Raw genomic sequence first — 23,027 nt, 5'->3', positions numbered from 1 at the left:
GGGTTCAGCGTTCGTGGATCAGCGGCCACGGGCTCGGGAAGTCTCCGACCGGCACCTCGATCAGGAGCGGCTCGTCACCCTGGAAGGCCTCGGTCAGCACGCCGTGGAGCTCCTGGCACGTGGTGACCCTGGCCGAGGCCACGCCGAACGCCTCGGCCAGCTTCTGGTAGTCGGGGTTGGTCAGATCGGTGGCGAAGAACCGGCCGCCGTAGCTGTCGCGCTGCATGCGGCGCACATTGCCGAAGTGGCCGTCGTTGAACACGATGGCGGCGAGGCCGATGTTGAACCGCTTCGCCGTCGACAGCTCTTGCAGCGTCCACGAGAAGCCGCCGTCGCCGCTGACCGAGACCACGGCGCGGTCCGGGTTCGCGGTCTTCGCACCCAGTCCGGTCGTGAAGCCGAAGCCGAGCGTGCCCTGATAGGTCGCGCTGAGGAATCCGCGGGCGTGATACGTGGGGAACCGGATGTTCGCCACGTAGCCGATCTGAGTGAGCTCGCTGACGAAGACCCCGTCCTCCGGCAGCGCCGAGCGGATGGCGGCGAGGTAGTCCAGCTGCGGCCGGATGCCCGCGAACTGCTCGTCGCACCATGCCCGGACGCCGTCGAACTCGGCCTGCCGGCTCTCTCGCGGCCCGCCCACGATGCCCGCCGCGAGGGCTTCGAGGCCCAGCCGCGCGTCACCGTGCACGGCGACGTCCACGGGATGCGGTCCGTGCAGGTCCGCCTCTTCCACGTTGAGCATGACGACCTTGCCCGATCCCAGGCTCACCGGCTGGCCGCCGGCGCTGGCCAGGCGGCTGCCGACGGCGAGGATGACATCGGCGTCGTCGCGGAATCGGCGCATCGCCAGGCCGTCGAACGCCAGCCGGTGACGCGCGTCGATCGCGCCCCGCCCGTTCTCGCTCACGACGACCGGCGCCTCGAGCGCCTCGGCGAGCGCGACGAGCGCTTGCGACGCATCCGCGGCACGGATGCCGCCGCCGACGTAGATGAGCGGCTTGCGCGCAGACGACAGCACCTCGGCGGCCCGATCGATCGCCGCGGCGTCCGGCGCCGTCGGCGCGTGTCCGACGCGGTCGGCGATCTGCACGCGGGCATGGGCGTGCAGCACGTCCATCGGCACCTCGATCGCCACGGGCCGCGGTCGACCCGAACGCAGCTGGCGGAACGCCTCCGCCACGAGCCCGGGCACCTCTTCGGGCGTCTTGGCCAGGCCCGACCACTTCGTGAGGCGGGACAGGATGCCGCTCTGGTCGGGGATCTCGTGCAGCGCGCCGTACCCCTTGCCGATCATCGCGCTGTTGATCTGGCCGCTGACCAGCAGCACCGGCGAGTTCGCCGCGTAGGCGGTGGCCAGTCCCGCGGTCGCGTTGAGCATGCCGGGGCCCGGCACGACCATGGCGACGCCCTCGCGACCCGTGGAGCGCGCGTAGCCGTCCGCCATGTAGGTCGTGGCCTGCTCGTTGCGTGCACAGGTGAACGCCAGCTCGTCCTGCCGCTTGTACAGCGCATCGGTCGCCCCGTCCAGCTGCACCCCGGGGATGCCGAAGATCTGCGTCACCCCCTGACTGATCAGAGCCTGGGCGAGGATGTCTCCTCCGGTGCCCTCCTGGGTCACTTCCGCCACCGATTCACCTTTCTTCGAGTACGACGACATGCCTGCTGGGCAGGACGAGATCGAGGGCGTCTCCGGGCTGGGGCACGCCGGATTCCAGCATCCCGAGCTCCAGCTCGCCGAGCCGCACGCGCAGGTTGAGTCCGCCGAGGTCGACGAGCACGTTGACCGCGCTGCCCACATACGTGGAGTGCACGACGGTACCGCGCATCCGGGCGGTGTCCGCCCGCTCCTGCCCCCCGGTGCTCAGTGCCACGTGGGCGCTGCGGAAGGCCACGGCGACGTGGTCCCCGACCTTGAGGTCGCAGCCGGCGGTGCCACTCAACTGCACGGGCGAGGCATCCACCTGCACCCGGACGCAATCCCCCTCGACGGACTGCACCGTGCCGGACCAGATATTGCCGAACCCCATGAAGTCGGCGACGAACGCCGTACGGGGGTGCGTGTACACCTCGTTCGGGGTGCCCATCTGCTCGATGGCCCCGTCCTTCATCACGATGATGCGGTCCGAGAGCGTGATCGCCTCTTCCTGATCGTGCGTCACATAGATCGACGTGGCGCCCGCCTCGTCGTGCAGCTGCCGGATCTGCAGCCCCATCTGGTAACGCAGCTTGGCGTCGAGATTCGACAGCGGCTCGTCGTAGAGGATCAGCTGGGGCTTGCCGACCATGGCTCGCGCGAGGGCGACGCGCTGTTGCTGCCCTCCCGACAGGGCCATGGCCGGCTTGCGGATGTGCTCCTTCAGGCCGAGGCCCTCCAGGGTCGAGGTGACCCGGGTCTCGACCTCCTTCTTCGGCACCCGCGCGAGTTTGAGCGGGTATGCCACGTTCTCGAACACGGTCATGTGCGGCCACAGCGCATAGCTCTGGAAGACCATCCCCACCTGTCGCTTCTCCGGCGGCACGAAGATGTGGCGCTGCGGGTCCGCCACCGTCCGTGTGCCGAAGTCGACACGCCCCGAGGTGAGGCGCTCCAGGCCGGCGAGGCAGCGCAACGTGGTCGTCTTGCCGCACCCGCTGGGGCCGAGGAGAGTGATGAATTCGCCTGATTCGATGCGGATGTCGATCCCGCGCACGGCGATCCGTTCGCCGTACTTCTTCACCAGGCCTTGGGCGATGACCTCAGACACGTGTCCCTTCCTTACTGCTTGAAGTACTTGTCCACCACGGCGAAGTACGGGTCGTACTGCGACTGGTCGCCGTCGATCTGCGGGAAGATCTTGACCTCCTTCAACGGCGGCATCCCCTCCGGGCCGGGCGCATCGGGCACGGCGCCGTAGGCACCGGTCTTCTCGACGATCGTCTTCTGCCCCTCCGAGGTGAACAGCCAGTTCGTGAGCAGCAGCGAGGCGTCGTACGCCGGCGAGTCCTCGATCACGCACAGGCCCGACGTGATGAGCTCGTTGCCCTCCGCCATCGGGAACTGGAATCCGACCGGAGCACCCTTGGCCTTCGCGTCGTCGTAGAAGCCCTTGTACACGCCGATCCCGATCGGGAAGCGACCCGCCGCGACGTCGGTGGCGACGGACGGCTCGTCGGCCGAGACGTGCGGCTTCTGCGCCGCGATGCCGCTGATGATGTGGTCGGCGATGGACTGCATGGGAGACCCGGGCAGCTGCATGTCGGCGAAGATGAACCGCGGGCCGCCGAGCACGGTCGGGTCGTACAGCTCGATCTTGCCCTTCCACTTCGGATCGAGCAGGTCCTCCCACGACGTCGGCACGTCGCTCTTGTTCACCATGTCGGTGTTGTAGATGAGCCCGAACACGCGGTTCGTGTAGTTGATGACCTTGTTGTCCCAGTACCCCTTGAGGTCGTTCGCGGGAACGGTCTTGATCGTGGGGTTCGAGACGCAGATGTTGGACTCGGCGGCGACCGGGGCCATGCCGCTGTGGCCGCTGAACAGCATGTCGCCGATGCGCTTGCCGCTCTTCGCCTCGAGCTGCAGCTTGGTCAGCGACTGTCCGTCGGACTGGTCCTGCGGGCTCACCGTGATCCCGGGGAACCGCTTGCTGAACGCATCCCAGATGGGCTTGGCCTGCGACGGCGATGAGCCGTACGCCACGATCTTCGTGTCGCCCGATTTGAGCGCCTTCTGGTAGAGGCTGTTCATGTAGTCGTTTGCCGCGGCGTCGGCGCCGGGGACGGTGACGGTCTTGGCCGAACCGCCCGGGGTGTTGCCGCCGGTGCTGCAGGCGGCCAGCAGCATCGCTGTCGCGCCCAGCACCGCAAGTGCGGGGATCAGTTTCCTTGACATGGCATCCTTGCCTGCTCGTGCCCGAAGCGACTTCGGGCTGGGTGTTGGTGGGTGATATGAGGCTCTGTGCTGGAACGTCGTCATCCGTGCGTCATCGGCGGCTCCCGCTGGCTTCGGGGATCAGGGGGCTCGCTTCCGCCGCCACGTCGAACACGGTCGTCTGCGGCGGGACGTCATGGGTCTCGGCGCTCGCGGACGCCGCCCGCAGGACCCGCGCGGTGCGCGCCCGGAGGACGGCGCCGACTCCCCCGACGACCACGAGCACGATGAACGCGGCCGCGAGGATGATGAGGAACAGCGCCGCGGCCTCGGAGGTCTGGCCGCTCGCGAACAGCTCATAAGCGGTGGATGCCACGGGCTTGGCGACCGGAGAGGCGAGCATCGCCGGTACGGCCAGGTTGCCGGAGATGAACAGCGCCGACAGGAACCAGCCGGCGCCGAAACTCGCGATCACCAGGCGCAGCACGATCCCGACGAACACCCGGCTGGGTCCGGCGCCCGAGATCCGGGCGGCCTCCTCGAGCTCCGGGGAGATCTGCGCGAGCGCCCCCTCGGCGATCCGGCTGACCAGCGGGATGGTCGCGATGATGAGCACGATGAGCATGAGCCATGCCGTGCCGTACAGCTCCGACAGTGCCGGGACGCTGAGCACGATCCAGAGGTAGGCGAGGGCCAGCACGATGCCCGGCATGGCCCACGGCATCCACACCGCCAGTGACGTGAACCCTCTCAGGAATCCGCGGCGACGCAGCACGACGTACGACGTGAGCAGTGCGATGCCCATGGCGATCAGGCCGCCGAACACCGAGAGCTGGGCGGTCAGCTTCAGGCTGTCGATGAGGTCGGGGCTCTGGAAGACCGCGACGAAGTTGGCCAGTGTGAACCTGCCGAAGACGCCGAACACGGGCTGGAGCGATCCGAGGAGCACCGCGCCCGCCGGCAGCACCAGGTTGACGACCGCATACAGGACGATGACGCCGGTCAGCACATAGCGCCCGGCGCCGAGCTGCTGCGGCTCGCGCCGGAAGCCCTTGCCCGACAGCGTCGAATAGTTCCGGTTGCCGAGCACGAGCTTCTGCGCGATGAACAGCACGACGATGACCGCGAGGATCATGATCGACAGCGAGTATGCCGACCCGTAGTCGGACGGGCTGAAGTCGTAGATGCGCCGGTAGATCTCGGTGGAGAACACGAAGATGCCGGCGGGGCGGCCGATCAGCTGCGGCACGTCGAACGACTGGAGGTTCAGCACGATCGTCAGGGTGATCACGCCCGTCAGCGCCGGCGCGATCGAGGGCAGGGTCACCCTGAACAGCGTGCGCAGCATGCTGGCACCCGAGATGCGGGATGCCTCGTCCAGCGACTGATCGCGGTTCTGGAACGCCCCCACCAGCAGCAGGTACGTGAACGGCGAGAAGCCGAGGCCCGAGAGCATGATCAGTCCCGTCCACGACTCGACGTTGAACGGGCTGCCGTGCACGCCGAACCAGCGCTGCAGCGCGACGTTCAGCAGGCCCGTCTGCTCGTTGGCGAGCATGATCCAGCCGAAGCCGTAGAACAGCGGGGGCAGCAGCATGCTGAGGATCATGATCGGCGTGAGGGCCTTGCGCCCCGGTACGTTCGTGCTCGTCGTGACCCAGGCGAACAGCGCGCCCAGCAGCACCGCCACGATCGTGCCGGCGACCGCGATGACCAGCGAGTTCACCAAGGTCACATAGGTCGACGTGGCCGTCCAGGCCGAGACGAACTTGTCGAGCGACCAGCCCTTCGCGGAGCTGCCCGGAAGACCGTCGTTGACCGCCCCGAAGAAGAGCATGAGCACGGGGTAGATGAACACCGCCGCGAGCACGAGCACGAACAGCACCCAGCCGAACCGGCCCCCGGCCCGGCGCAGGCGGCCCGTGGGCATGCGGACCTCGGGCTGCGTGCCCGTACCGACTGCCGTCATGCGTGCTCCCTATCGCCGTTGATCGTCCGCCGGCCGCAGCATTGCGGGCCGACATTCACGAGATGGTAGTCGGCCCGAATCGGCGCCTACGAGGAACGGGGGTACGAACCCCGGAGAGGTTCATCCGACATGGTGTCGGAGAGCACGAACCCTCAGCAGATCGCCCGTCGGCCGGAACCTGCAACCTTATCGAGATGCTTCGCCATCTCGCGCATCGCCGTCTCGGCGTCGTGTCCGATCACGGCGTCGGCGATCGCCGTGTGCGCGTCGAGGACGCGCCGTATGACGGCCGGCGTCGTCTGCGGCGCGAAGTGCTGCTGCTCGACGATGCGCAGGGCCCGGACCGAGGCGATGAGCGCGCGATTGCGGGCGATCTCGGCCAGACAGAGGTGAAAATCCAGCGCTGCGGCCGTGAACGCATCGGGATCGTCGGTTGCCGCACGCGTCTCGACGAGCAGCGCGCGCAGCCGGTCTGCGTCGTCGTCGTCGCACTGTTCCGCGGCCCGCCGGGCGGTCGTCGGCTCGATCGTCGCCATCGCCTCGGTGACCTCGGCCCAGCTGATGCCCTCCAGGTGCAGCTGCACCGCGAGCGTGTCCGACACGCGATCGGTCGCGGCCTCGGCGATGCGCAGCCCGCCGCGCGCGCCCAGCACCACGGTGAGGATGCCCTGCGCCTCGAGCGTGCGGATCGCGTCCCGCACGGTGATGCGGCTGACGCCGAACCGATCGGCGAGCTCGGATTCCGTGCCCACCCAGTCGCCCGGCCGCAGACCTGCGAAGAACTGCTTCCTTATCTCGTCGGCGACCGCATCCGAGGCCCTGCTCCCTCGGCGTACGGCGCCGTTCTCGGCGTTGCTCGCGATGGCAGCCTCCTCGATGTGCACTCCTAAAGATTATATGTATGATACTTTCCGCAGGCCGAAGGCGGCAACGCACCCGGCCGTTCCAGCACCGTCGAAGAAGACCAGAGGAAGGGGGCACAGTGAGCAGTCAACCGCCACACACCGCACCTGACGTACGCGAGCTCGCCGAGATCGGGAACCGGTCGGACACGAGGGACGTCCTGTCCCACGCGACCAAGCAGGCCGCCGCGGAGTACGACGACTACTTCATCGTCGACATCGACGCGCATGTCTCGGAGGACCACTTCTGGGGCGAGGTGCTCGAGCTCATCGACAACGACGTCTGGCGCGATCTCGGGATGCGCCAGTTCAACGGGTTCGGAGGGCAGAACGCGCTCCTGAACATCGCCCCCGGGATGTCGCACCAGAGCGTCGGCGGCCGCATCGGGCATCAGGGACGAAAAGAGCCGGTCGACGGCGAGGACGGACACCCGTTCGTCGTCGCCGCCCGACGCGGCATGGACGCGATGGGCCTGGACTATCAGGTGGTGTTCCCGAGTGCGATGCTGCTGCTCGGGATGCACCCTCAGGACGAGGTCGAGGTCGTGCTCGCCCGCGCCTACAACCGATGGATGATCGAGACGATCCTGCCGCAGGACGACCGGCTCAAGGGCCTGCTGTACCTGCCGTACAACACCCCCGAGGTCTGCGAAGAGCTCGTCGAGAAGTACGCCGGCGAAGACAACATCATCGGCTTCACGGTGTGCTCGACACGGAACAACCCGGTGCACGCCGACTGCTACATGCGGCTGTACGCGATGATCCAGGACAGCGGCAAGCCTCTCGCGTTCCACTCCGGCTACCACTGGGGCGACCCGTCGTTCTCGCAGCTGAACCGCTTCCTCTCGATGCACGCCCTGTCGTTCACGCACTACAACCAGATCCACGTCACGAACTGGCTGATCAACGCGATGCCCGAGCGGTTCCCGAAGATCAAGATGCTGTGGGTCGAGAGCGGACTGGCGTGGATCCCGTTCCTCATGCAGCGGCTCGACCACGAGGTGCTGATGCGGCCCAGCGAGGCGCCGGGCCTGAAGCGACTGCCCAGCGAGTACATGAAGGAGATGTACTACACGACGCAGCCGATGGAGCGCACGGACATGAAGCTGCTGGAGTCCAGCATGTACTCGTTCAACGCCGAGACCCAGCTGCTCTACTCGTCCGACTGGCCGCACTGGGACTGGGATCCGCCACAGACGATCACCCGCCTCCCGTTCCTCAGCGAGCAGGCCAAGCGCAACATCCTCGGCCTGAATGCCGCGCGGATCTTCAACCTCCCCACCACCCGCAAGAAGCCCTCCGCAGAGCAGGTGCTTCGTGAGCGTCCAAGGATCTCCTGACATGAGCGCACAGACCCAGAGCCCCGACATCACCGCTCTCGACGAGCTCGTCGCACGGTTGAAGGCGACGACCGAGGTCGTGATCGACGGCGGCCACGTCGCCGACGTCCCCGACGAGGCCATCGCCGAGGCGCTCTACGCCGCCGCACGGCTGTTCGCAGCGAAGAAGGACAAGGTGGCAGGCCTGGAGTGGCCGGTCGCCGCCGACGCGCTGACCGCGACCGAGACCGTGGTCCTGGTCGCGGCGCTCCTGGATGCCGCCGACATCAACATCTTCGACATGGCGATCTGGTACCGGAGGGTGTGATGGCGGCAGGCAACGGGATGCGGGACGTCGTCGTCGCGCAGCTGGCCGACCTCGTCGCGCGGGAGCGGATCGTGGTCGACGTGGACGGCGTCGAGCTGGGGCTCTACGCATACCGCGGCGAAGTGCGCGCGTGGCACAACTTCTGCCCCCATCAGGGCGGGCCGGTGTGCCAGGGAAAGACGATGCCGCGCACGGTCCAGCTGGTGCGCGAAGGCAACAAGAGCGGCGGTCCGGGGTTCTCCGAGACCGATCGGAACATCGTCTGTCCGTGGCACGGCTACGAATTCGACATCCTGACCGGAGAGCATCCGTCCTGCGCGACGATGCGGCTCACCCCCGTGCCCGTGAAGATCGTGGACGGCGACGTCGTCGTCTCGCTGCGGGAGTGACCACGACATGACAACACAGAAGGAGAATCGATGATCCGCCTGCGCGACGAGGTGCTGGAGATCCCGGCTTACAAGCAGGGGGCGATCCCTGAGGCCGACGCGGTGAAGCTGTCGTCCAACGAGAATCCATACCCTCCGCTGCCCTCGGTGCGGGATGCCGTGCTGAGCCGCATCGACGACATCAACCGGTACCCCGCGATGACCGCCCCCGGGCTCATCGCCCGGATCGCACGCCATCACGGCGTCGACGAGGACATGATCGCTCTCGGCTCGGGATCGGTCGAAGTGGCCGGTCAGATCGTGAGCGCGACGTCCGGACCCGGCGACGAGGTGCTGTTCGCGTGGCCGTCGTTCACCGCATACCCGACGCTCGCGCGGATCGCCGGTGCGACGCCGGTCGCGGTGCCGCTGACCGCCGACGACCGGCACGACCTGCCGGCGATGGCGGATGCGATCACCGAGCGCACCCGCATGATCCTCGTGTGCAACCCGAACAACCCGACGGGGACGTCGGTCACAGCCGACGAGCTCGAGCGGTTCCTTGCCCGTGTGCCAGAGAACGTCCTGGTGGTCCTCGACGAGGCGTACGTGCACTTCAGCCGTCGGGATGACGGGGTGCACGGGATCGACGTCTTCCGGGCGCACCCGAACGTCGCCCTGCTGTACACGTTCTCGAAGGCATACGGGCTGGCCGGGCTGCGTGTGGGCTACGCGATCGCCCAGCCGGAGGTCGCGGGCGCGCTGCGGCGCGTCGCGATCCCCTTCGGCGTCACCGACCTCGCCCAGCAGGCGGCGATCGCCTCGCTCGACGCCCAGGACGAGCTCGCCGAGCGGATCGACGCCCTCGTCGCCGAACGCGGCCGGGTCATTTCGGGGCTGCGCGCCGCCGGCTGCCACGTCGCCGACTCGGACGCCAACTTCGTGTGGCTGCGCAGCGGCACCCGCACGGCCGATGTGGGCGCGGCCCTCCGCGAACACGGCGTGCTCGCACGGGGGTCGGGAGACGACGGCATGCGCATCACGATCGGCACGGCTGAGGAGAACGATCGCGTGCTCGCCGCGGCCGCGCAGATCGCCGCGGTGATGCACGGCTGAGCCCGCAGACAGGACGCCCCCGGGATGCCAGCACGCTCCCGGGGGTGTTCTGTGTCGAGCGGCTAGGCCTCGAAAGGCCGGTCGATCCCGCGCAGGCCGTACTCGTCGAGCGTCGTGGCGCCCGCCCGCAGGCGCGCCATGATCGCGGCCTCCTTGTCCAGGCGGGCTGCCGCACGCTCGAGCGTGACCTCCAGCTGCTCCACCGGGATCACGACCGCACCGTCCGCATCGGCGACGATCCAGTCGCCGCGCCGCACCGCAACGCCGCCCAGGACGATCGGCAGCCCGTGCGTGCCGGCCCAGCGCTTGACCGTGCCGCGCACGGTGACCGAGCTGCAGAAGACCGGAAAGCCCAGCTCGGCCTGCTCCGCGACATCCCGTACACCGCCCGCGATCACGAGGCCTGCGATCCCCCGCGCCTGTGCCCCGACCGCCATCACCTCGCCCCAATGGCCGTGAGCGGCGTCATGCGCATCGGCGACGACGACCTCGCCGGCGTCGGCTCTCGCGATGGCCCAGTGCAGAGCGAGGTTGTCGCCGGGGGCGACCTGGACGGGATAGGCCGGTCCGGCAAGCCGGGCCCCGGTCCATGCGGGCCGGAGCGACGCGGGCAGCGCGTTGGGCGCGGGGCACGACTCGTGCAGAGTCGCCGCCCCGAGCTCGCGCAGCCGCGCGGCGATCGACTCCACCGTCACTCGCCTTTCCGCTGCAGCGTGTGGTACCCCTGGTCGGCGCGGGCCTGCGCGATCGACATCCCGTTCAGCACGGCCGCCAGGATCGCGCCCTCGCGCTGCTCGATCTCGGCGGCCAGACGCAGCACCTCGTCCTCGACATCCTGCGGAATGCGTACGACGCCGTCGTCGTCGCCGACGATGAGGTCTCCCGGCGACACCTTCACACCGCCGATGCTCACCGGGACCTGCTCGGCGAGCACCTCGACGCGGTCCTTGCCGGTGCGCATGAACCGCGCTCGGCTATAGATCGGATAGCCGAGCTCGAGCGCCTTGGCGACATCGCGATTCACGCCGTCGATGACCGTTCCGGCCACGCCCTTGGTGTGCGCCATGGCGGTGAGGATGTCGCCCCATACGGTCGCGTCGAGCCGACCGCCGTTGTCGAGGACGACGACCTGGCCGGGCGCGACGTCGTCGAGGTAGTCGCCGACCGTGCCGGGCGGGCTGCCGGCGGGCACGTACTTCACGGTGTAGGCACGGCCCTGCATGCGCTGCCCGTTCTCCAGCGGTGCGATGCCGAGAAGGGCGCCGTCGCGGCCGAGCCGGTCGAGGGCGTCCGAGATGCTCGCGGTGGATGCGCCGATGCGCTCGTGGGAGATCGTCATCGCTGCCTTTCGTTCGCGGACGTCGCCGGCGTCATTCGCCGGCGGTGGGGAACTTCGAGTCGTGCATGACGTCGACCACGGCGGCGCCGGCGGTCACCGCCGCGGACATGTCGGCCTCGCGCGCGACGATGCGCTCCGCGAGGGCGATGACGCGCTCGGCGTCGGCCTTCGGGATGAACGCGATGCCGCTGCGGTCGGCGACGACCCAGTCACCGGGGTCGACCGCCACCCCGGCCACCTCGATGCGCTCGTCCATCGAGTGCTGCACGATGCGCCCCCGGGCGCTGACCGGTACGCACGCGCGGGCGAAGACGGCCAGGCCGAGATCCGCGTTCTCCTGAACGTCGCGGAACGCACCGTCGACGATGACGCCCGCCACGCCGTGCCCGACCGCGGTCTGGCCGAGCAGACCACCCCAGCACGAGACATCCGTCCGCCCCTCGTTCGCGATCACGACGACATCCCCGGCCTCGGCGGAGTCGACGAGCGCCGCCGCGATGTGCGCCTGTGGGCCGGCGTCGCGACGCGGACCGGCCTGCACCGTGCGCACCCGGCCGAAGATCGCCGCGTCCGGCAGCGACTGGCTGCGGATGCCGATGACGGCACCGGGCAGCCCGAGAGTGTCCAGCGCGTCCGAGACGGCACAGCTGTCCAACTGCGCGAGGCGCTCGGCGACGCTTCTCACGCCTTCCACGTGACGAACCCCATCGCGTTGCCGGTCCCGGCCTCGGTGCGATAGGCGGGCTCGTACACGACCTCGTCGACCTCGAGTCCCGCGGCATGGGCGGCCCCGGCGACGACGATCCAGTTGCGCAGCTCCGAGGTGCCGGCCGTCATGAGGTTCGCCGGGATGGAGCGCAGGTGCTCGACGTCGCGCTCGGCGAACGCCCGGATGAACGAGCGGTCGAGCTCTTCGTCGACGACGAAGTGACTGAGACCGCCGGATGCCACGATGCCGACGCGGATGTCGGCGGGATAGCTCTGGATGGCCTTGCCCAGCGCGACGCCGAAGTCGTAGCTGCGCGCGGCGGAGGGCGGTGTCGGCTCCCAGAACGTGTTGACGAAGATCGGCACCATCGGGATCGTCGAGGCCTGCCCGAGGATGCGCTGATAGATGAACCCCCAGCCGTGCGGGATGCCGCCGTTCTTGTAGCGGCCGGCGGGGAGGAAGCGTGACGCTGCCGGGTCGAACCCGTCGTCGAGGATCGCGTCGATGAGGTGGCGCGCGAGGCCCGAGTCCACGGGCCGCGTGATCGGCCGGTCGGGGACGTCCCCGAGAGCGGCTTTGGCGAGCCCCGGCGACATCGCTGCGAAGTCCTCTTCGCTGAACGGCAGGTGCTCGACCGAATCGCCCCAGTAGATCGCGAAGGGCGCGAGCAGCTCGTCCCCGAAGATCTCCTTGTGGTCGCTCGAGACGATGACCAGGGCGTCGTACTGCTGGGATGCCGCGTACTCGTGCAGTGCGTCGAGGGAGGCCTGCATGCGGTCCCAGCGGGCGCGCATCACGTTGGGGGCGATCTCGTGCGAGAAGTCCTCGCGATGCGACCTCAGGCTCTCGAAGTCATACGTCTCACCCTGGTACCACAGCGCCGGGTTCTGCCGATCGGCGCGACCGCGCTCGATCCACTCCTCCGGCGGCGCCACCTTCAGCTGCGGCCCGTGCGATGTCCCGAACCCGCCGACGATCTTCGCCATCGTCGTCTCCTTTCGTCTCGGTCAGAGGTGGAACAGCCGCTCGGCGTTCCCGTGCATGACGGCGGCGCGGTCCGCGTCGCTGAGCCAGTCGATCTCGTCGACGAGCAGATGGATGTCGTCGTACCAGCGGCCCGTCGCGGCGTTGCGCTGCGACCCGGTGCCGGGCTTCTCGGTACCGAACAGCGCGCGATCGGTGCCCACCGTGCGCAGCAGGAGGTCGACGGCGTCCCTCGTGTACAGGCACGTGTCGAAGTACAGCTGGCGCAGCTTCTGCATGTACGGGCGGCCGTTGCCCCGCGCATCCGCCGGCAGGAATCGCCCGACCTGGTAGGGAATCGCGCCGCCGCCGTGGGTGATCACGATCTTCAGGTCGGGGAAGTCGGTGAACACGTCGGAGTTCAGCAGGCTCCAGACGGCCACGGTCTCCTCTTGGATGAAGTGCAGCGAGTATGGCTCGCGCGCCGGGGGGCGGCATCCTGCGGCGTGCAGGATCGCCGGCACACCCAACTCGACCGCCGCCTCGTACAGCGGATACCAGTACCGCTCGCCCAAGGCCGGCGGGACCGTGAGGCCCTCGTGCGGGTCGGGGTTCAGCGTGAACCCGACGAAGCCCAGCTCGCTCACGCAGCGGCGAAGCTCCTTCGTCCAGGCCTCGACCGGCAGATCGGGACTCTGCGGCAGGCCCGCCACACCGCGGAAGCGACCGGGGAACAGCTCGGCGGACCTCGCGATGACGTTGTTCACCTCGGCGGTGTACGCCTCGACGATCTTGGCCGGCTGCTCGGAGTGCATCATCTGGTACGGGCGCGGCGAGATGAGCTGGATGTCGACCCCGGCCTCATCGAGGTGGTCGAGGTGCGAGACGTCGCCGAAGCTCGGGTTCGGGGCGGAGTAGGCGTTCCGGATCGCCTCGTCCGAGATGCTCGGGGCCCTCAGTCCGTGGGCTCCGCGATGGGACAGCAGGTTCGCCTTCCATGCGTACAGCGACTCGGGGGCCGAGACGTGCCCGTGTACATCGACGATCATGCGCTATCCGCTCCTTTGCATGGCACTGCCGGACGCCGTCCGGGCAGTCCCACGCTAGTGAGAGCCCGCCCGGCGGCTCTTCCTTTGCCTGCGCGAACCTGGTTTCGCCGGATCCGACACGGTGTCGGAGAATGCTGGTGAGGGACGGGAACCCGACCGTCGCCCGCCGAGGGGGACCCCATGATGCCGACATTCGACCTCGACCGTGCCGTGCAGACGCTCGCGCACCGTGTAGGCCGGCCCATCATCGTGTTCGACGCCGAGTTCGCCGTGGCCGGCTTCAGCGTGCACGAAGGGCCCATCGATCGTCCGCGCCTGAACATGATCCTCACGCATCACGCGAGCGAGCGGGCGACCGCGATGATCACCGCGCATCACGTGCATCGGGCCGCCGGCGCCGTGCTGCTGCCGGTGGCGGCGGGCTTCCCCTCGCGGATCGTCGCGCCGCTGCGCTATGAGGGCCGGCTCACCGGCTATGTGTCGTACATCCCCGGCGACGACGAGGATCCGGATGCGCGGGACGCGCCCGACATCGTCACCGCACGCGACGAGCTCGGCGCGATCCTGGCCGCGATGGAAGCCGGCCGCAAAGAGGGCTCCGACCGCGTGCTGCAGCTGATCTCGCGGCTGATGGACGGCCAGCAGGACCAGCGCGAGGCGGCCGCCGCCGATCTCGTCCACGAGGGGCTCGTCTCGTCGGCGCCGCGATACTCCGTCGTGCTGTTCCGCCCTGTCGCACAGGCCGAGCCCTCGATGACGGTGGCGCGGCTTCTGGTCGAGCGCGCGCTGCGCGAAGTGGCGATGACGAGCCCGCTGAAGATGGTCGGCGCGGTGCTGGACGACGAGGGCCTGCTCATCCTTCCCGGCGACGTCGATCTGGAGCGCCTGCGGCGCCTGCTGGACGATCCGGCGTACGCCGATGTGCACGCGGGCGGCGGCGGCCCGCGTGCGCGACTGGCCGAGGTCCGCGATTCGCGCCATGAGGCGCGCATCGCGGTGCGGGCGACCACCCGCGACGCGTCCCGCTATGGTTCGGCCGCGGCGTGGAAGGATCTGGGGCTGGACCGCGTCCTGCTGCAGCTGCCGTTGGAGCGCCTGACCCTCGCCGACCTGCCGCCGGCGATCGCGCTGCTGGTCGACGAGTCGAGCGGGCCCGATCTCGCCCTGACGCTGGAGGCGTACCTCGACAGCGGCGCCGATGCGCAGCGCACCGCGCAGGACCTGCACATCCACCGCAGCACCCTGTACTACCGGCTCGATCGGATCCGGCTGCTCATCGGCGCCGACCTCGGCGACGGGCAGGTCCGCCGCGAGCTGCATACGGGCCTGCGCATCGCGACGCTCGCGGGCCTGCGCTGATCGCACGCGCGCGGCGCGCGCAGGCTCATCCGAGCACATCGTCGCCGGCGAAGTGCCGTTCGCAGAACTCGACGAGTGCGGCGAGGCGCGCGTGCGGCCGAGTCCCTGTCGGCGTCGCGATGACGACGGCGTTGCGCGGTATCGGGTCGTCGATCCGCCGGTACACGAGGGGCAGACCCGCGATGCTGCGATCGCCGTAGGGCCGACCCATGATGATCGTGTAGCCGAGGCCGCGGGCGACCATCGCGCGGATGGTCTCGGGGTTCGTGGACCGCCAGCGCACGTCGGGGACGTGCCCCGCTTGGCGGACGAGGTCTTCGACATGGCTCAGGGTCGGCTCGATGCCGAGCAAGATCGCCGGCTCGCCGTCGAGCTCCGAGAGCGGAACCGCATCGAGAGCGGCGAGCCGGTGCCCCGCAGGCAACACGACGTGCAGCCGGGCCGCCGAGATCTCGCGACCGACGATGCCGCTGGAGACGTGGTTCGCGTACATCAGCGCGGCGTCGATCTCACCGCCGCGCAGCCGCTCGGTCAGAACGTCCGTCGCCGCTTCGACGAACTGCACGTCCACCGCCGGGTGATGCGCCGCGAAGTGCGCCGCGACCGGCGGCATCAGCCACGGCGACAGCGTGGCGAGGCATCCGATCCGCAGCGGACCGGCCAGCTCGCCGGCGAGCTCTCGCCCCAGGTCCGCAAGCCCCTGCGCCGCGGCGAGCGTGGCCCGCGCACGGGCGAGGGCCGCGATGCCCGCGGGGGTCGGCTCGGCGCCCTTGCCGCGACGGCGCACGATCAATTGCAGGCCCATCGCCCTCTCGAGCTCGTTGACCGCAAGCGACACGGCGCCCGGCGTCAGGCGAAGGCGCCGCGCGGCCAGGCTCACCGAATGCAGTTCCATGACCGCGACGAATGCCTCGAGCTGGCGCAGCGTGAAGGTGCCCATTTCAGAGATCCTAAACAATCACCGGAAGATTTTGACCTTGATTGCCATCGAGTCGGAGCGGACGATGGCATGACTCCCGCGCACGGGGGCGGGCGGCACGAGCGCGCGTTCAACAAGACGCACGAAGGAAGGCGGAAACGACATGGCACAGGAATTCGACGCCGACGTCCTCATCATCGGCGCCGGTCCCGTGGGACTGGTCGCGGCGATCGATCTGGCCGAGAAGGGCGTCACGACGGTCGTCGTCGAAGCGCGCTCGTATCTGCAGCCGCCGGAGGTGAAGTCGAACCACGTCGCCGCCCGGACGATGGAGCGCTTCCGGCGGCTGGGCATCGCGGAGCAGGTGCGCGACGCCGGCCTGCCGCACGACCATCCCCACGACATCGCCTTCCGCACGACAGTGACAGGCGCCGAGCTGTCCCGCGTCGTCCTCCCGTCCCGCGACGGACGTCGGGCGCCGCATCCGATCGGCGCCGACACGTGGTGGCCGACCCCCGAGCCGCCGCACCGCATCAACCAGACCTTCCTCGAACCGCTCCTCGCGCGCCACGCGAACGCGCTGCCGCAGGTCACCCTGATGAACGGCACCCGGTTCGAGGGTCTCGAGCAGGACGACACCGGCGTCACGATCACGGTATCCGACAGCGCGGGTCGCAGCCGGACGCTGCGCGGGGCATTCCTGCTGGGCGCCGACGGCAGTCGGTCGGCGGTGCGCAAGATCATCGGCGCCGCCTTGCAGGGTGACGCCGTGCTGCAGCAGGTGCAGTCCACCTGCATCCGGGCGCCGCGCCTGTACGACCTCATGCAGGGCGAGCGGGCGTGGTGCTATTACACCTACAACACCCGCCGCAACGGCCACGTCTTCACGATCGACGGCACCGGCACGTTCCTCATCCACAACCACCTCAGTCCCGACGAGTACGACGCCGACGCCGTCGACCGCGATTCGTCGATCCGCGACATCCTCGGCGTCGACGACGGGTTCGAATACGAGATCCTGTCCGAAGAGGACTGGACCGCCCGGCGTCTCGTCGTCGATCGGATGCGCGCGGGACGCGTGTTCATCGCGGGCGACGCCGCCCATCTCTGGGTGCCGTATGCCGGGTTCGGCATGAACGCCGGCATCGCCGACGCCCTGAATCTCACGTGGCTGCTCGGCGCCCATCTCGGCGGCTGGGCAGATGCCGGCATCCTCGACGCGTACGAGGCCGAGCGCCTGCCGATCACCGAACAGGTGTCGAAGTTCGCGATGAGCCACCAGCGGAAGGTGAGCAGCGACCGGATCCCGGCGGACATCGAGCACCAGACGGCCGCCGGCGCCGACGCCCGCCGGATTCTCGGCGCGTACGCCCGCGAGCTGAACACGCAGCAGTTCGCGGCCGCCGGACTGAACTTCGGCTACAGCTACGACGCCTCGCCCATCATCAGCTACGACGGGGTCACGCCCCCCGAGTACACGATGGACGACTTCACCCCGTCGACCGTGCCGGGATGCCGCGCCCCGCACTTCTGGATGCCCGACGGCCGCAGCGTCTACGACCTGCTCGGCGACGGCTACTCGCTGCTGTGCTTCGCGGACCCGGCCGGAGCATCCGACCTGGTCGACGCGGCCCGCGCCGCACGCATGCCGCTCGCAGTCGTCGACGCGCGCAAGGCCGAAGGTCGCGACCTGTACGAGCACGGCTACGTCATCGTCCGCGAGGACCAGCACGTGGCATGGCGCGGCGACGCCGTCCCGGCAGAGCCGCGGGCGCTGGTCGATCAGCTGCGCGGAGCCTGACCGCTCGCGCCGCCGTCAACCCACGAGGACGCTGGCGGCGGCGCGGATGCGCTCGAAGTAGGGCTCGGCCGGGTCGGATTCCGGGGCGGCCCCGCCGGCGGCGATCGTGAGGACCGCGGCTTCCAGGGCGGCCGAAGGGTCGGCCGGCATCGCGACGACCCGCCACGCGTTCTTCGCGTCCGGCCGGACCAGCAGCGCCCCGTCGCGCGAAACGGCGCTGACCCGGGTCCAGGCCGGCGCGTCCCCTTCGGGCACCACCACCACCGCGACCGGCAGCGATGCGCGCAGCGCCGCGACCGCGTTCCGCCATGCGTCGGCGGCCTGCTCGCAGACGAACAGCGTCAACCCCTCGGACTGCACGAGATCGCGGGTCGAGACCGATGCGCCCGTCTCGTCGCGGTGCGCGAGCCAGACGTGGGGGATGTGGTGACCCGGGCGCGCGGTGGGCGTGAAGTCGATCGGCGATGCGTAGTGCTCTGGCAGCGGAGAACCGTCGGGCACGAACGCGCCGGCCCAGTAGTGGTAGCCCGCCTCGACGTTGAGCTGGCTGTAGTCCAGCGCGTTCTCCTGCACGGCTTCGGCCACCCGGGCCCGGCGCGCCGCGCCCTCGGGCGTGTCGGCCAGAAAAGCCTCGACGTTGCGACGCGCCGTCTCGGGGTCGGTGTTCAGGCCGAGCGCCTCGCCGATCGGGGCGTGCCGGGTGGCGTTCTCCATCGAATGGGCCGTGTAGTACGCCGTGGTGGGACGCCGTTCCCACTCATAGCTGTTCAGCAGGGTCTCGGGCGCCTGGCCTTTGAGCACCGCCGCCAGCTTCCAGGCGAGGTTGTCCGAGTCCTGCACGCCGCTGTTGAGTCCCAGCCCCCCTGTGGGCGGATGCTTGTGCGCGGCATCCCCCGCGATGAACACGCGGCCGTGGCGCCACCGGCGCGCGACGATGCCGTTGTAGAGCCAGTGGCTCTCGGTGTGCACCTGGATCGGATGGTCGACCGGCAGGCCGAGCACATCGCGCATCGACGCGACCGCCGAGCGGGGCGTGCCGTCCTTGCCGGTACCGCCGTTGACCGCGATCAGCCATTCCTCGGAGTCGCGGTCGTACGAGTTCGGGCCGAGCGCCTGGAGCGTGCCTCCGCGGCGCCCCGACTGCTTCGGGTGGAAGAAGAACGCCAGCAGCGCATCCGGTTCGGACCACATCGACAGGTCGGTGCTGACGTGGTAGTTCACCACCTCGCGGATCGCCTGCGGCCCCTCCATCTCGACGTCCAGGAGCTCGCCGCTGGCCCGCCCGCCGTCGGCGAACACGACGTACTTCGCCCGGATGGAACGCGTCACCGCCCCGGGCCGCTCGACGAACGTCACGGTGGCGGCATCATCGTCCTGCGCGATCCCGATGACCTCCTGGTGGCCGCGGATGCGTCCCGGGCACGCCGCGGCCGCGTGGGCGTAGAGGAGCGGGTCGATGCGCAGCTGTGGCAGGTTCGCGAAGTGGCGCGGGCTCGCCTCGGCGTATCTGATCGCGTCCGGGCCACCGCCCCAGGCCGGCACTTCGCCGATCTTGACGCCGTCGACGTCGTCCGCGCCGCCCACGCTCGTGTACCAGACGACCTTGTGCCAGCGGTCGTCCTTCGGTCCCGCCGCGTAGATGTCATCGGCGACGCCCATCGTGTGGAAGATCTCCATCGTGCGCACGTTGAGCAGGTGCGCACGGGGAAAGCGCGCGTCGAATCCGCGACGCTCCAGCAGCAGCACGTCGATCCCCCGCTGAGCGAGCAGGATCGCGGCCGACAGTCCGACCGGCCCGCCTCCGACGATCACGACCTCGGCTTCGTCGGGCCACGTGGCCTCGTCGATCGACGGCAACAACGCGGGACGACTCACGGTCGGGATGGACATCTGCGGGTACTCCTCATCTGCGACGACGTCTGCGTCGCCGCGACGCCGTTCACGTTAGACCGGCGACGTGGTGCGACTTCACGGTCTCAGGTACGAGGTTTCGGCGGGCTGATTCGACGCGGTGTCGGAATCGGGGCCGGGCGAGACACCTCGTGCACGCCCGCCGCCACCGACCCTGGCGCATACGTGCACCCCGCAATAGCGTGAGAGCGTGACCTTCACTGCGGACGTCTATGCGGCGCGCCTCGAGCGGGCGCGCCGGCTCACTGCCGAGGCCGGGATCGATGCGCTGATCGTCGGTCCAGGCCCCGACCTCGCCTATCTCACCGGCGTCGAGGGCGACACGATCGAACGGCTGACCGCGCTCGTCGTCCGCGGCGACGCGTCGCCGACGGTCATCGTGCCCCGGATGGAGCTGGCGAAGGTGCGCGACACTGCCGTGGGGGCGCTCGGGATCCAGACCGCCGACTGGGTCGACGGCGACGACCCCTACGCGCTCGTCACGCGCGCCATGCCCGACGCCACGTCGCGCGTGGCCGTGTCGGACGCGCTGCCCGCGTTGCATGTCATCCCGATCCAGGCGCGGCTCGGGGTGCGCCTCGAGCTCGCGACGGACGTCCTGCGCGAAGGGCGGATGATCAAGGATGCCGCCGAGATCGCCGAACTGCGTCGCGCGGGCGCCGCGATCGACGCGGTGCATCGCCGCGTGCCCGGATGGCTGCGCGCGGGGCGCACCGAGCGCGAGGTCGCTGCCGACATCGCCGCCGCCATCGTCGAAGAGGGCCACCGGACCGCGGAGTTCGTGATCGTGGCATCCGGCCCGAACGGCGCCGACCCGCACCACGAGGTCTCGGACCGTGTGATCGGCGACGGCGACATCGTCGTGGTCGACATCGGGGGTGCGGTGCCCGCGGGATACAACTCCGACAGCACGCGCACCTATGTGGTCGGCACTCCCGGTACCGAGCCGGGTCGCCGCATCGACGCGCTCGTGCGAGCGCAGCAGGCCGCCGTCGACGCCGTGCGTCCGGGGGCGACGGCAGAGCAGGTGGATGCCGCAGCCCGGCAGGTGCTGTCAGCCGAAGGCCTCGGCGACGCGTTCATCCACCGCACCGGTCACGGCATCGGTCTGTCGGTGCACGAGGAGCCCTTCATCGCCCCGGGCAACGCGCTCGTGCTGCGCGAGGGCATGGCGTTCAGCATCGAGCCGGGCATCTACTTCCCCGGCGAGTGGGGCGCGCGGATCGAAGACATCGTCGTGGTCACCGCCGACGGCTGCGAGCGGCTGAACGTGACACCGCACGCGCTGACGCCGACTGAGGGGAGGGGTGTCACACACCCCTGAGTCCCCCTTCGTAGACTGCATGGGTGAACATCTGCGTGTTTCTCTCGGCGGCCGATCTCGACTCCCGCTACACCGACGCGGCCCGAGATCTGGGCCGGCGGATCGCCGAAGGCGGGCACACGCTGGTCTGGGGAGGAAGCGACGTCGGGCTCATGAAGGTGCTGGCCGACGCCGTCGAGGCCGGGGGCGGCCGGTTGATCGGCGTCTCGGTCGACTTCCTGGCCGACCGGGCACGGTCGGTGCGGCCGCCCGACGAGATGGAGATCACCGCCAGCCTCGCCGAACGGAAGGCCGCGCTGCTGGATCGCAGCGAAGCCATCGTCATCATGGTCGGTGGCACCGGCACGCTCGATGAGGCGACCGAGGTCCTCGAACTGCGCAAGCACGCCCGGTATGCGGGGCCGGTGGTGGTGCTGAACACCGACGGCTTCTACGACGGACTGCGCCAGCAGTTCACGCGAATGGATGCCGAGGGGTTCCTGCCGGTTCCCCTCGCGCAGCTGTGCCGCTTCGTCGACGAACCGGCGCAGGTGCTCACCGCGATCGAGCAGGAGGGGCGACTCGACGCCTCACCGCTCGGCCTGTCCTCGGCCAACGGCTGAGGCCACCCGCGGCATGCGGGGCCTATGACGCGACTCGCGAAAATGGTGGAGCCTAGGGGATTCGAACCCCTGACCCCCTGCTTGCAAAGCAGGTGCTCTACCAACTGAGCTAAGACCCCGAGATGTGTGGTGGGGGTACCAGGACTTGAACCTGGGACCTCTTCATTATCAGTGAAGCGCTCTAACCGCCTGAGCTATACCCCCGCTGATGACATGCACTGTCAACCTCCAAGAGATTACCCGACTTGCGCCGATTTTCCGAATCGATGAGGCTCGGCTTGCTTGCCACCACGGTGCTGCATTGCTTCACTGAGATCATGAGTGACGATGTCACAGCACACCCTGGCGAGTCGCATTCCGACCGCATCGGTCAGCGCCTGAACTGGCTGCGCGCCGGCGTCCTCGGCGCGAACGACGGCATCGTGTCGGTGGCCGCCGTCGTGGTCGGTGTTGCCGCCGCCACGGCGGACCTCGGCGCGATCTTCACGGCGGGGGCCGCAGCCGTAGTCGGTGGTGCGGTATCGATGGCGCTGGGCGAGTACGTGTCGGTGAGCAGCCAGCGCGACACCGAGCGGGCGCTGATCGCGAAAGAGCGGCGCGAACTGGCCGAGATGCCCGAGGCCGAGCTCGAAGAACTCACCCAGATGTACGAGGCGCGGGGGCTCACGCGCGACACCGCGCTGCAGGTCGCGAAGGAGCTGACCGCCCACGACGCTCTACGGGCGCACCTCGAGGTCGAGTTGCATATCGACCAAGAAGACCTGGTCAACCCCTGGCACGCGGCACTGTCGTCGGCCGTGTCGTTCACGATCGGCGCCCTGCTGCCGATGCTGGCGATCCTGCTCGTGCCGGCACCGGCGCGGATCGTCGTCACGTTCATCGCGGTGCTGGTCGCCCTCGCCATCACCGGGACGATCTCGGCTCGGATCGGCGGCGCCCCGAAGGCGCGGGCGATGGCGCGGCTGGTGATCGGCGGCGCACTGGCTCTGATCGCCACGTTCCTCATCGGCATGCTGCTGGGCACCTCGGGCATCGCCTGACGCGGCATCCCACCGCTCCTTGGCCCCCAAGAACCGCGAGGGTACAGCTCCCGGTCGAGGGTATGGGCCGATGCCGTACCTTCGCCCACCGGCTGTACCTTCGCCGGATCAGTGATCGGGGCGGGGAACAGGCGCGGGCGAGGGCAGGGGATGCCGCGG

General features: G+C 69.4%; 21 protein-coding genes and 2 tRNA genes. 9 read left to right on the top strand and 14 right to left on the bottom strand.

The features are described from left to right. Positions 1-4 precede the first annotated feature (4 nt). From AC3RX0_RS10695 to AC3RX0_RS10675, 5 genes are all read right to left on the bottom strand, one after another. Positions 5-1,627, bottom strand: a complete 1,623-nt coding sequence (locus tag AC3RX0_RS10695; protein WP_491505963.1) for a thiamine pyrophosphate-dependent enzyme — start codon at positions 1,625-1,627, stop codon at positions 5-7. A 4-nt stretch (positions 1,628-1,631) separates the two neighbouring features. Then, positions 1,632-2,744, bottom strand: coding sequence for an ABC transporter ATP-binding protein (locus tag AC3RX0_RS10690; RefSeq protein WP_491505962.1), 1,113 nt, complete (start codon positions 2,742-2,744; stop codon positions 1,632-1,634). Between the two features lie 11 nt (positions 2,745-2,755). Continuing rightward, entirely contained in the window at positions 2,756-3,871 is a 1,116-nt protein-coding gene (locus tag AC3RX0_RS10685) for an ABC transporter substrate-binding protein (RefSeq protein ID WP_491505961.1), read from the bottom strand. A gap of 91 nt (positions 3,872-3,962) precedes the next feature. Continuing rightward, entirely contained in the window at positions 3,963-5,819 is a 1,857-nt protein-coding gene (locus AC3RX0_RS10680) for an ABC transporter permease (protein ID WP_491505960.1), read from the bottom strand. A gap of 152 nt (positions 5,820-5,971) precedes the next feature. Continuing rightward, on the bottom strand, positions 5,972-6,703 hold the full coding sequence (locus AC3RX0_RS10675) for a FadR/GntR family transcriptional regulator (RefSeq protein ID WP_491505959.1): 732 nt from the start codon (positions 6,701-6,703) through the stop codon (positions 5,972-5,974). Between the two features lie 98 nt (positions 6,704-6,801). Here AC3RX0_RS10675 and AC3RX0_RS10670 point away from each other — a divergent pair, with 98 nt between their 5' ends. From AC3RX0_RS10670 to hisC, 4 genes are read left to right on the top strand one after another with little or no spacing between them, the layout of a single operon-like run. After that, a complete protein-coding gene (locus AC3RX0_RS10670) occupies positions 6,802-8,061 on the top strand; it encodes an amidohydrolase family protein (RefSeq protein ID WP_491505958.1) in 1,260 nt (419 codons plus the stop codon). A gap of 1 nt (position 8,062) precedes the next feature. Then, complete coding sequence (locus AC3RX0_RS10665) at positions 8,063-8,368, top strand: hypothetical protein (RefSeq protein WP_491505957.1); 306 nt, start codon at positions 8,063-8,065, stop codon at positions 8,366-8,368. After that, positions 8,368-8,757, top strand: coding sequence for a Rieske (2Fe-2S) protein (locus tag AC3RX0_RS10660; RefSeq protein ID WP_491505956.1), 390 nt, complete (start codon positions 8,368-8,370; stop codon positions 8,755-8,757). The genes AC3RX0_RS10665 and AC3RX0_RS10660 overlap by 1 nt, the downstream gene beginning before the upstream one ends. 30 nt (positions 8,758-8,787) lie before the next feature. Then, positions 8,788-9,852: a histidinol-phosphate transaminase gene (hisC, locus tag AC3RX0_RS10655; RefSeq protein WP_491505955.1), complete on the top strand. Its 1,065-nt coding sequence runs from the start codon at positions 8,788-8,790 to the stop codon at positions 9,850-9,852. Positions 9,853-9,914: 62 nt separating this feature from the next. On the opposite strand, the gene AC3RX0_RS10650 is transcribed toward hisC, so the two are convergent. From AC3RX0_RS10650 to AC3RX0_RS10630, 5 genes are read right to left on the bottom strand one after another with little or no spacing between them, the layout of a single operon-like run. Further along, complete coding sequence (locus AC3RX0_RS10650; RefSeq protein ID WP_491505954.1) at positions 9,915-10,541, bottom strand: RraA family protein; 627 nt, start codon at positions 10,539-10,541, stop codon at positions 9,915-9,917. A gap of 2 nt (positions 10,542-10,543) precedes the next feature. Further along, positions 10,544-11,191 (bottom strand): RraA family protein, encoded by a 648-nt coding sequence (locus AC3RX0_RS10645; RefSeq protein ID WP_491505953.1) that lies wholly within the window; start codon positions 11,189-11,191, stop codon positions 10,544-10,546. 31 nt (positions 11,192-11,222) lie between these two features. Beyond that, positions 11,223-11,876 (bottom strand): RraA family protein, encoded by a 654-nt coding sequence (locus AC3RX0_RS10640; protein WP_491505952.1) that lies wholly within the window; start codon positions 11,874-11,876, stop codon positions 11,223-11,225. After that, positions 11,873-12,886: a DODA-type extradiol aromatic ring-opening family dioxygenase gene (locus tag AC3RX0_RS10635; protein WP_491505951.1), complete on the bottom strand. Its 1,014-nt coding sequence runs from the start codon at positions 12,884-12,886 to the stop codon at positions 11,873-11,875. The genes AC3RX0_RS10640 and AC3RX0_RS10635 overlap by 4 nt, the downstream gene beginning before the upstream one ends. 21 nt (positions 12,887-12,907) lie before the next feature. Further along, positions 12,908-13,912, bottom strand: a complete 1,005-nt coding sequence (locus tag AC3RX0_RS10630) for an amidohydrolase family protein (protein ID WP_491505950.1) — start codon at positions 13,910-13,912, stop codon at positions 12,908-12,910. 180 nt (positions 13,913-14,092) lie between these two features. Here AC3RX0_RS10630 and AC3RX0_RS10625 point away from each other — a divergent pair, with 180 nt between their 5' ends. Then, positions 14,093-15,271, top strand: coding sequence for a PucR family transcriptional regulator (locus tag AC3RX0_RS10625; protein ID WP_491505949.1), 1,179 nt, complete (start codon positions 14,093-14,095; stop codon positions 15,269-15,271). A 25-nt stretch (positions 15,272-15,296) separates the two neighbouring features. Here AC3RX0_RS10625 and AC3RX0_RS10620 read toward each other — a convergent pair whose 3' ends face one another. Continuing rightward, entirely contained in the window at positions 15,297-16,211 is a 915-nt protein-coding gene (locus AC3RX0_RS10620) for a LysR family transcriptional regulator (protein WP_491505948.1), read from the bottom strand. A gap of 142 nt (positions 16,212-16,353) precedes the next feature. Between AC3RX0_RS10620 and AC3RX0_RS10615 the strand changes: the two genes are divergently transcribed. Continuing rightward, positions 16,354-17,991, top strand: coding sequence for an FAD-dependent oxidoreductase (locus AC3RX0_RS10615; RefSeq protein ID WP_491505947.1), 1,638 nt, complete (start codon positions 16,354-16,356; stop codon positions 17,989-17,991). Positions 17,992-18,006: 15 nt separating this feature from the next. On the opposite strand, the gene AC3RX0_RS10610 is transcribed toward AC3RX0_RS10615, so the two are convergent. Continuing rightward, positions 18,007-19,881 (bottom strand): FAD-dependent oxidoreductase, encoded by a 1,875-nt coding sequence (locus tag AC3RX0_RS10610; RefSeq protein WP_491505946.1) that lies wholly within the window; start codon positions 19,879-19,881, stop codon positions 18,007-18,009. Between the two features lie 211 nt (positions 19,882-20,092). Between AC3RX0_RS10610 and AC3RX0_RS10605 the strand changes: the two genes are divergently transcribed. Continuing rightward, the gene (locus tag AC3RX0_RS10605; protein WP_491505945.1) at positions 20,093-21,226 is read left to right on the top strand and encodes a M24 family metallopeptidase; all 1,134 of its coding nucleotides are present in this window, start codon (positions 20,093-20,095) and stop codon (positions 21,224-21,226) included. A 23-nt stretch (positions 21,227-21,249) separates the two neighbouring features. Then, positions 21,250-21,828: an LOG family protein gene (locus tag AC3RX0_RS10600; protein ID WP_491505944.1), complete on the top strand. Its 579-nt coding sequence runs from the start codon at positions 21,250-21,252 to the stop codon at positions 21,826-21,828. Between the two features lie 43 nt (positions 21,829-21,871). On the opposite strand, the gene AC3RX0_RS10595 is transcribed toward AC3RX0_RS10600, so the two are convergent. Beyond that, a tRNA-Ala gene (locus AC3RX0_RS10595) sits at positions 21,872-21,947 on the bottom strand. An 8-nt stretch (positions 21,948-21,955) separates the two neighbouring features. Further along, positions 21,956-22,032 (bottom strand) — tRNA-Ile (locus AC3RX0_RS10590). Positions 22,033-22,145: 113 nt separating this feature from the next. Here AC3RX0_RS10590 and AC3RX0_RS10585 point away from each other — a divergent pair. Then, on the top strand, positions 22,146-22,868 hold the full coding sequence (locus tag AC3RX0_RS10585) for a VIT1/CCC1 transporter family protein (protein WP_491505943.1): 723 nt from the start codon (positions 22,146-22,148) through the stop codon (positions 22,866-22,868). The last annotated feature ends 159 nt before the right edge of the window (positions 22,869-23,027 follow it).

The sequence above is a fragment of the Microbacterium sp. W1-4-2 genome, from assembly GCF_058349885.2.
This window is presented reverse-complemented; position numbering and strand designations above follow the sequence as displayed.

Bases quoted from the DNA above. Each gene is read 5' to 3' on its own strand.
- AC3RX0_RS10615 (WP_491505947.1), top strand. From the start codon at position 16,354: ATGGCACAGGAATTCGACGCCGACGTCCTCATCATCGGCGCCGGTCCC.
- AC3RX0_RS10685 (WP_491505961.1), bottom strand. From the start codon at position 3,871: ATGTCAAGGAAACTGATCCCCGCACTTGCGGTGCTGGGCGCGACAGCG.
- AC3RX0_RS10665 (WP_491505957.1), top strand. From the start codon at position 8,063: ATGAGCGCACAGACCCAGAGCCCCGACATCACCGCTCTCGACGAGCTC.
- AC3RX0_RS10625 (WP_491505949.1), top strand. From the start codon at position 14,093: ATGATGCCGACATTCGACCTCGACCGTGCCGTGCAGACGCTCGCGCAC.
- hisC (WP_491505955.1), top strand. From the start codon at position 8,788: ATGATCCGCCTGCGCGACGAGGTGCTGGAGATCCCGGCTTACAAGCAG.
- AC3RX0_RS10645 (WP_491505953.1), bottom strand. From the start codon at position 11,191: ATGACGATCTCCCACGAGCGCATCGGCGCATCCACCGCGAGCATCTCG.
- AC3RX0_RS10620 (WP_491505948.1), bottom strand. From the start codon at position 16,211: ATGGGCACCTTCACGCTGCGCCAGCTCGAGGCATTCGTCGCGGTCATG.
- AC3RX0_RS10585 (WP_491505943.1), top strand. From the start codon at position 22,146: ATGAGTGACGATGTCACAGCACACCCTGGCGAGTCGCATTCCGACCGC.
- AC3RX0_RS10680 (WP_491505960.1), bottom strand. From the start codon at position 5,819: ATGACGGCAGTCGGTACGGGCACGCAGCCCGAGGTCCGCATGCCCACG.
- AC3RX0_RS10635 (WP_491505951.1), bottom strand. From the start codon at position 12,886: ATGGCGAAGATCGTCGGCGGGTTCGGGACATCGCACGGGCCGCAGCTG.
- AC3RX0_RS10660 (WP_491505956.1), top strand. From the start codon at position 8,368: ATGGCGGCAGGCAACGGGATGCGGGACGTCGTCGTCGCGCAGCTGGCC.
- AC3RX0_RS10630 (WP_491505950.1), bottom strand. From the start codon at position 13,912: ATGATCGTCGATGTACACGGGCACGTCTCGGCCCCCGAGTCGCTGTAC.
- AC3RX0_RS10610 (WP_491505946.1), bottom strand. From the start codon at position 19,881: ATGTCCATCCCGACCGTGAGTCGTCCCGCGTTGTTGCCGTCGATCGAC.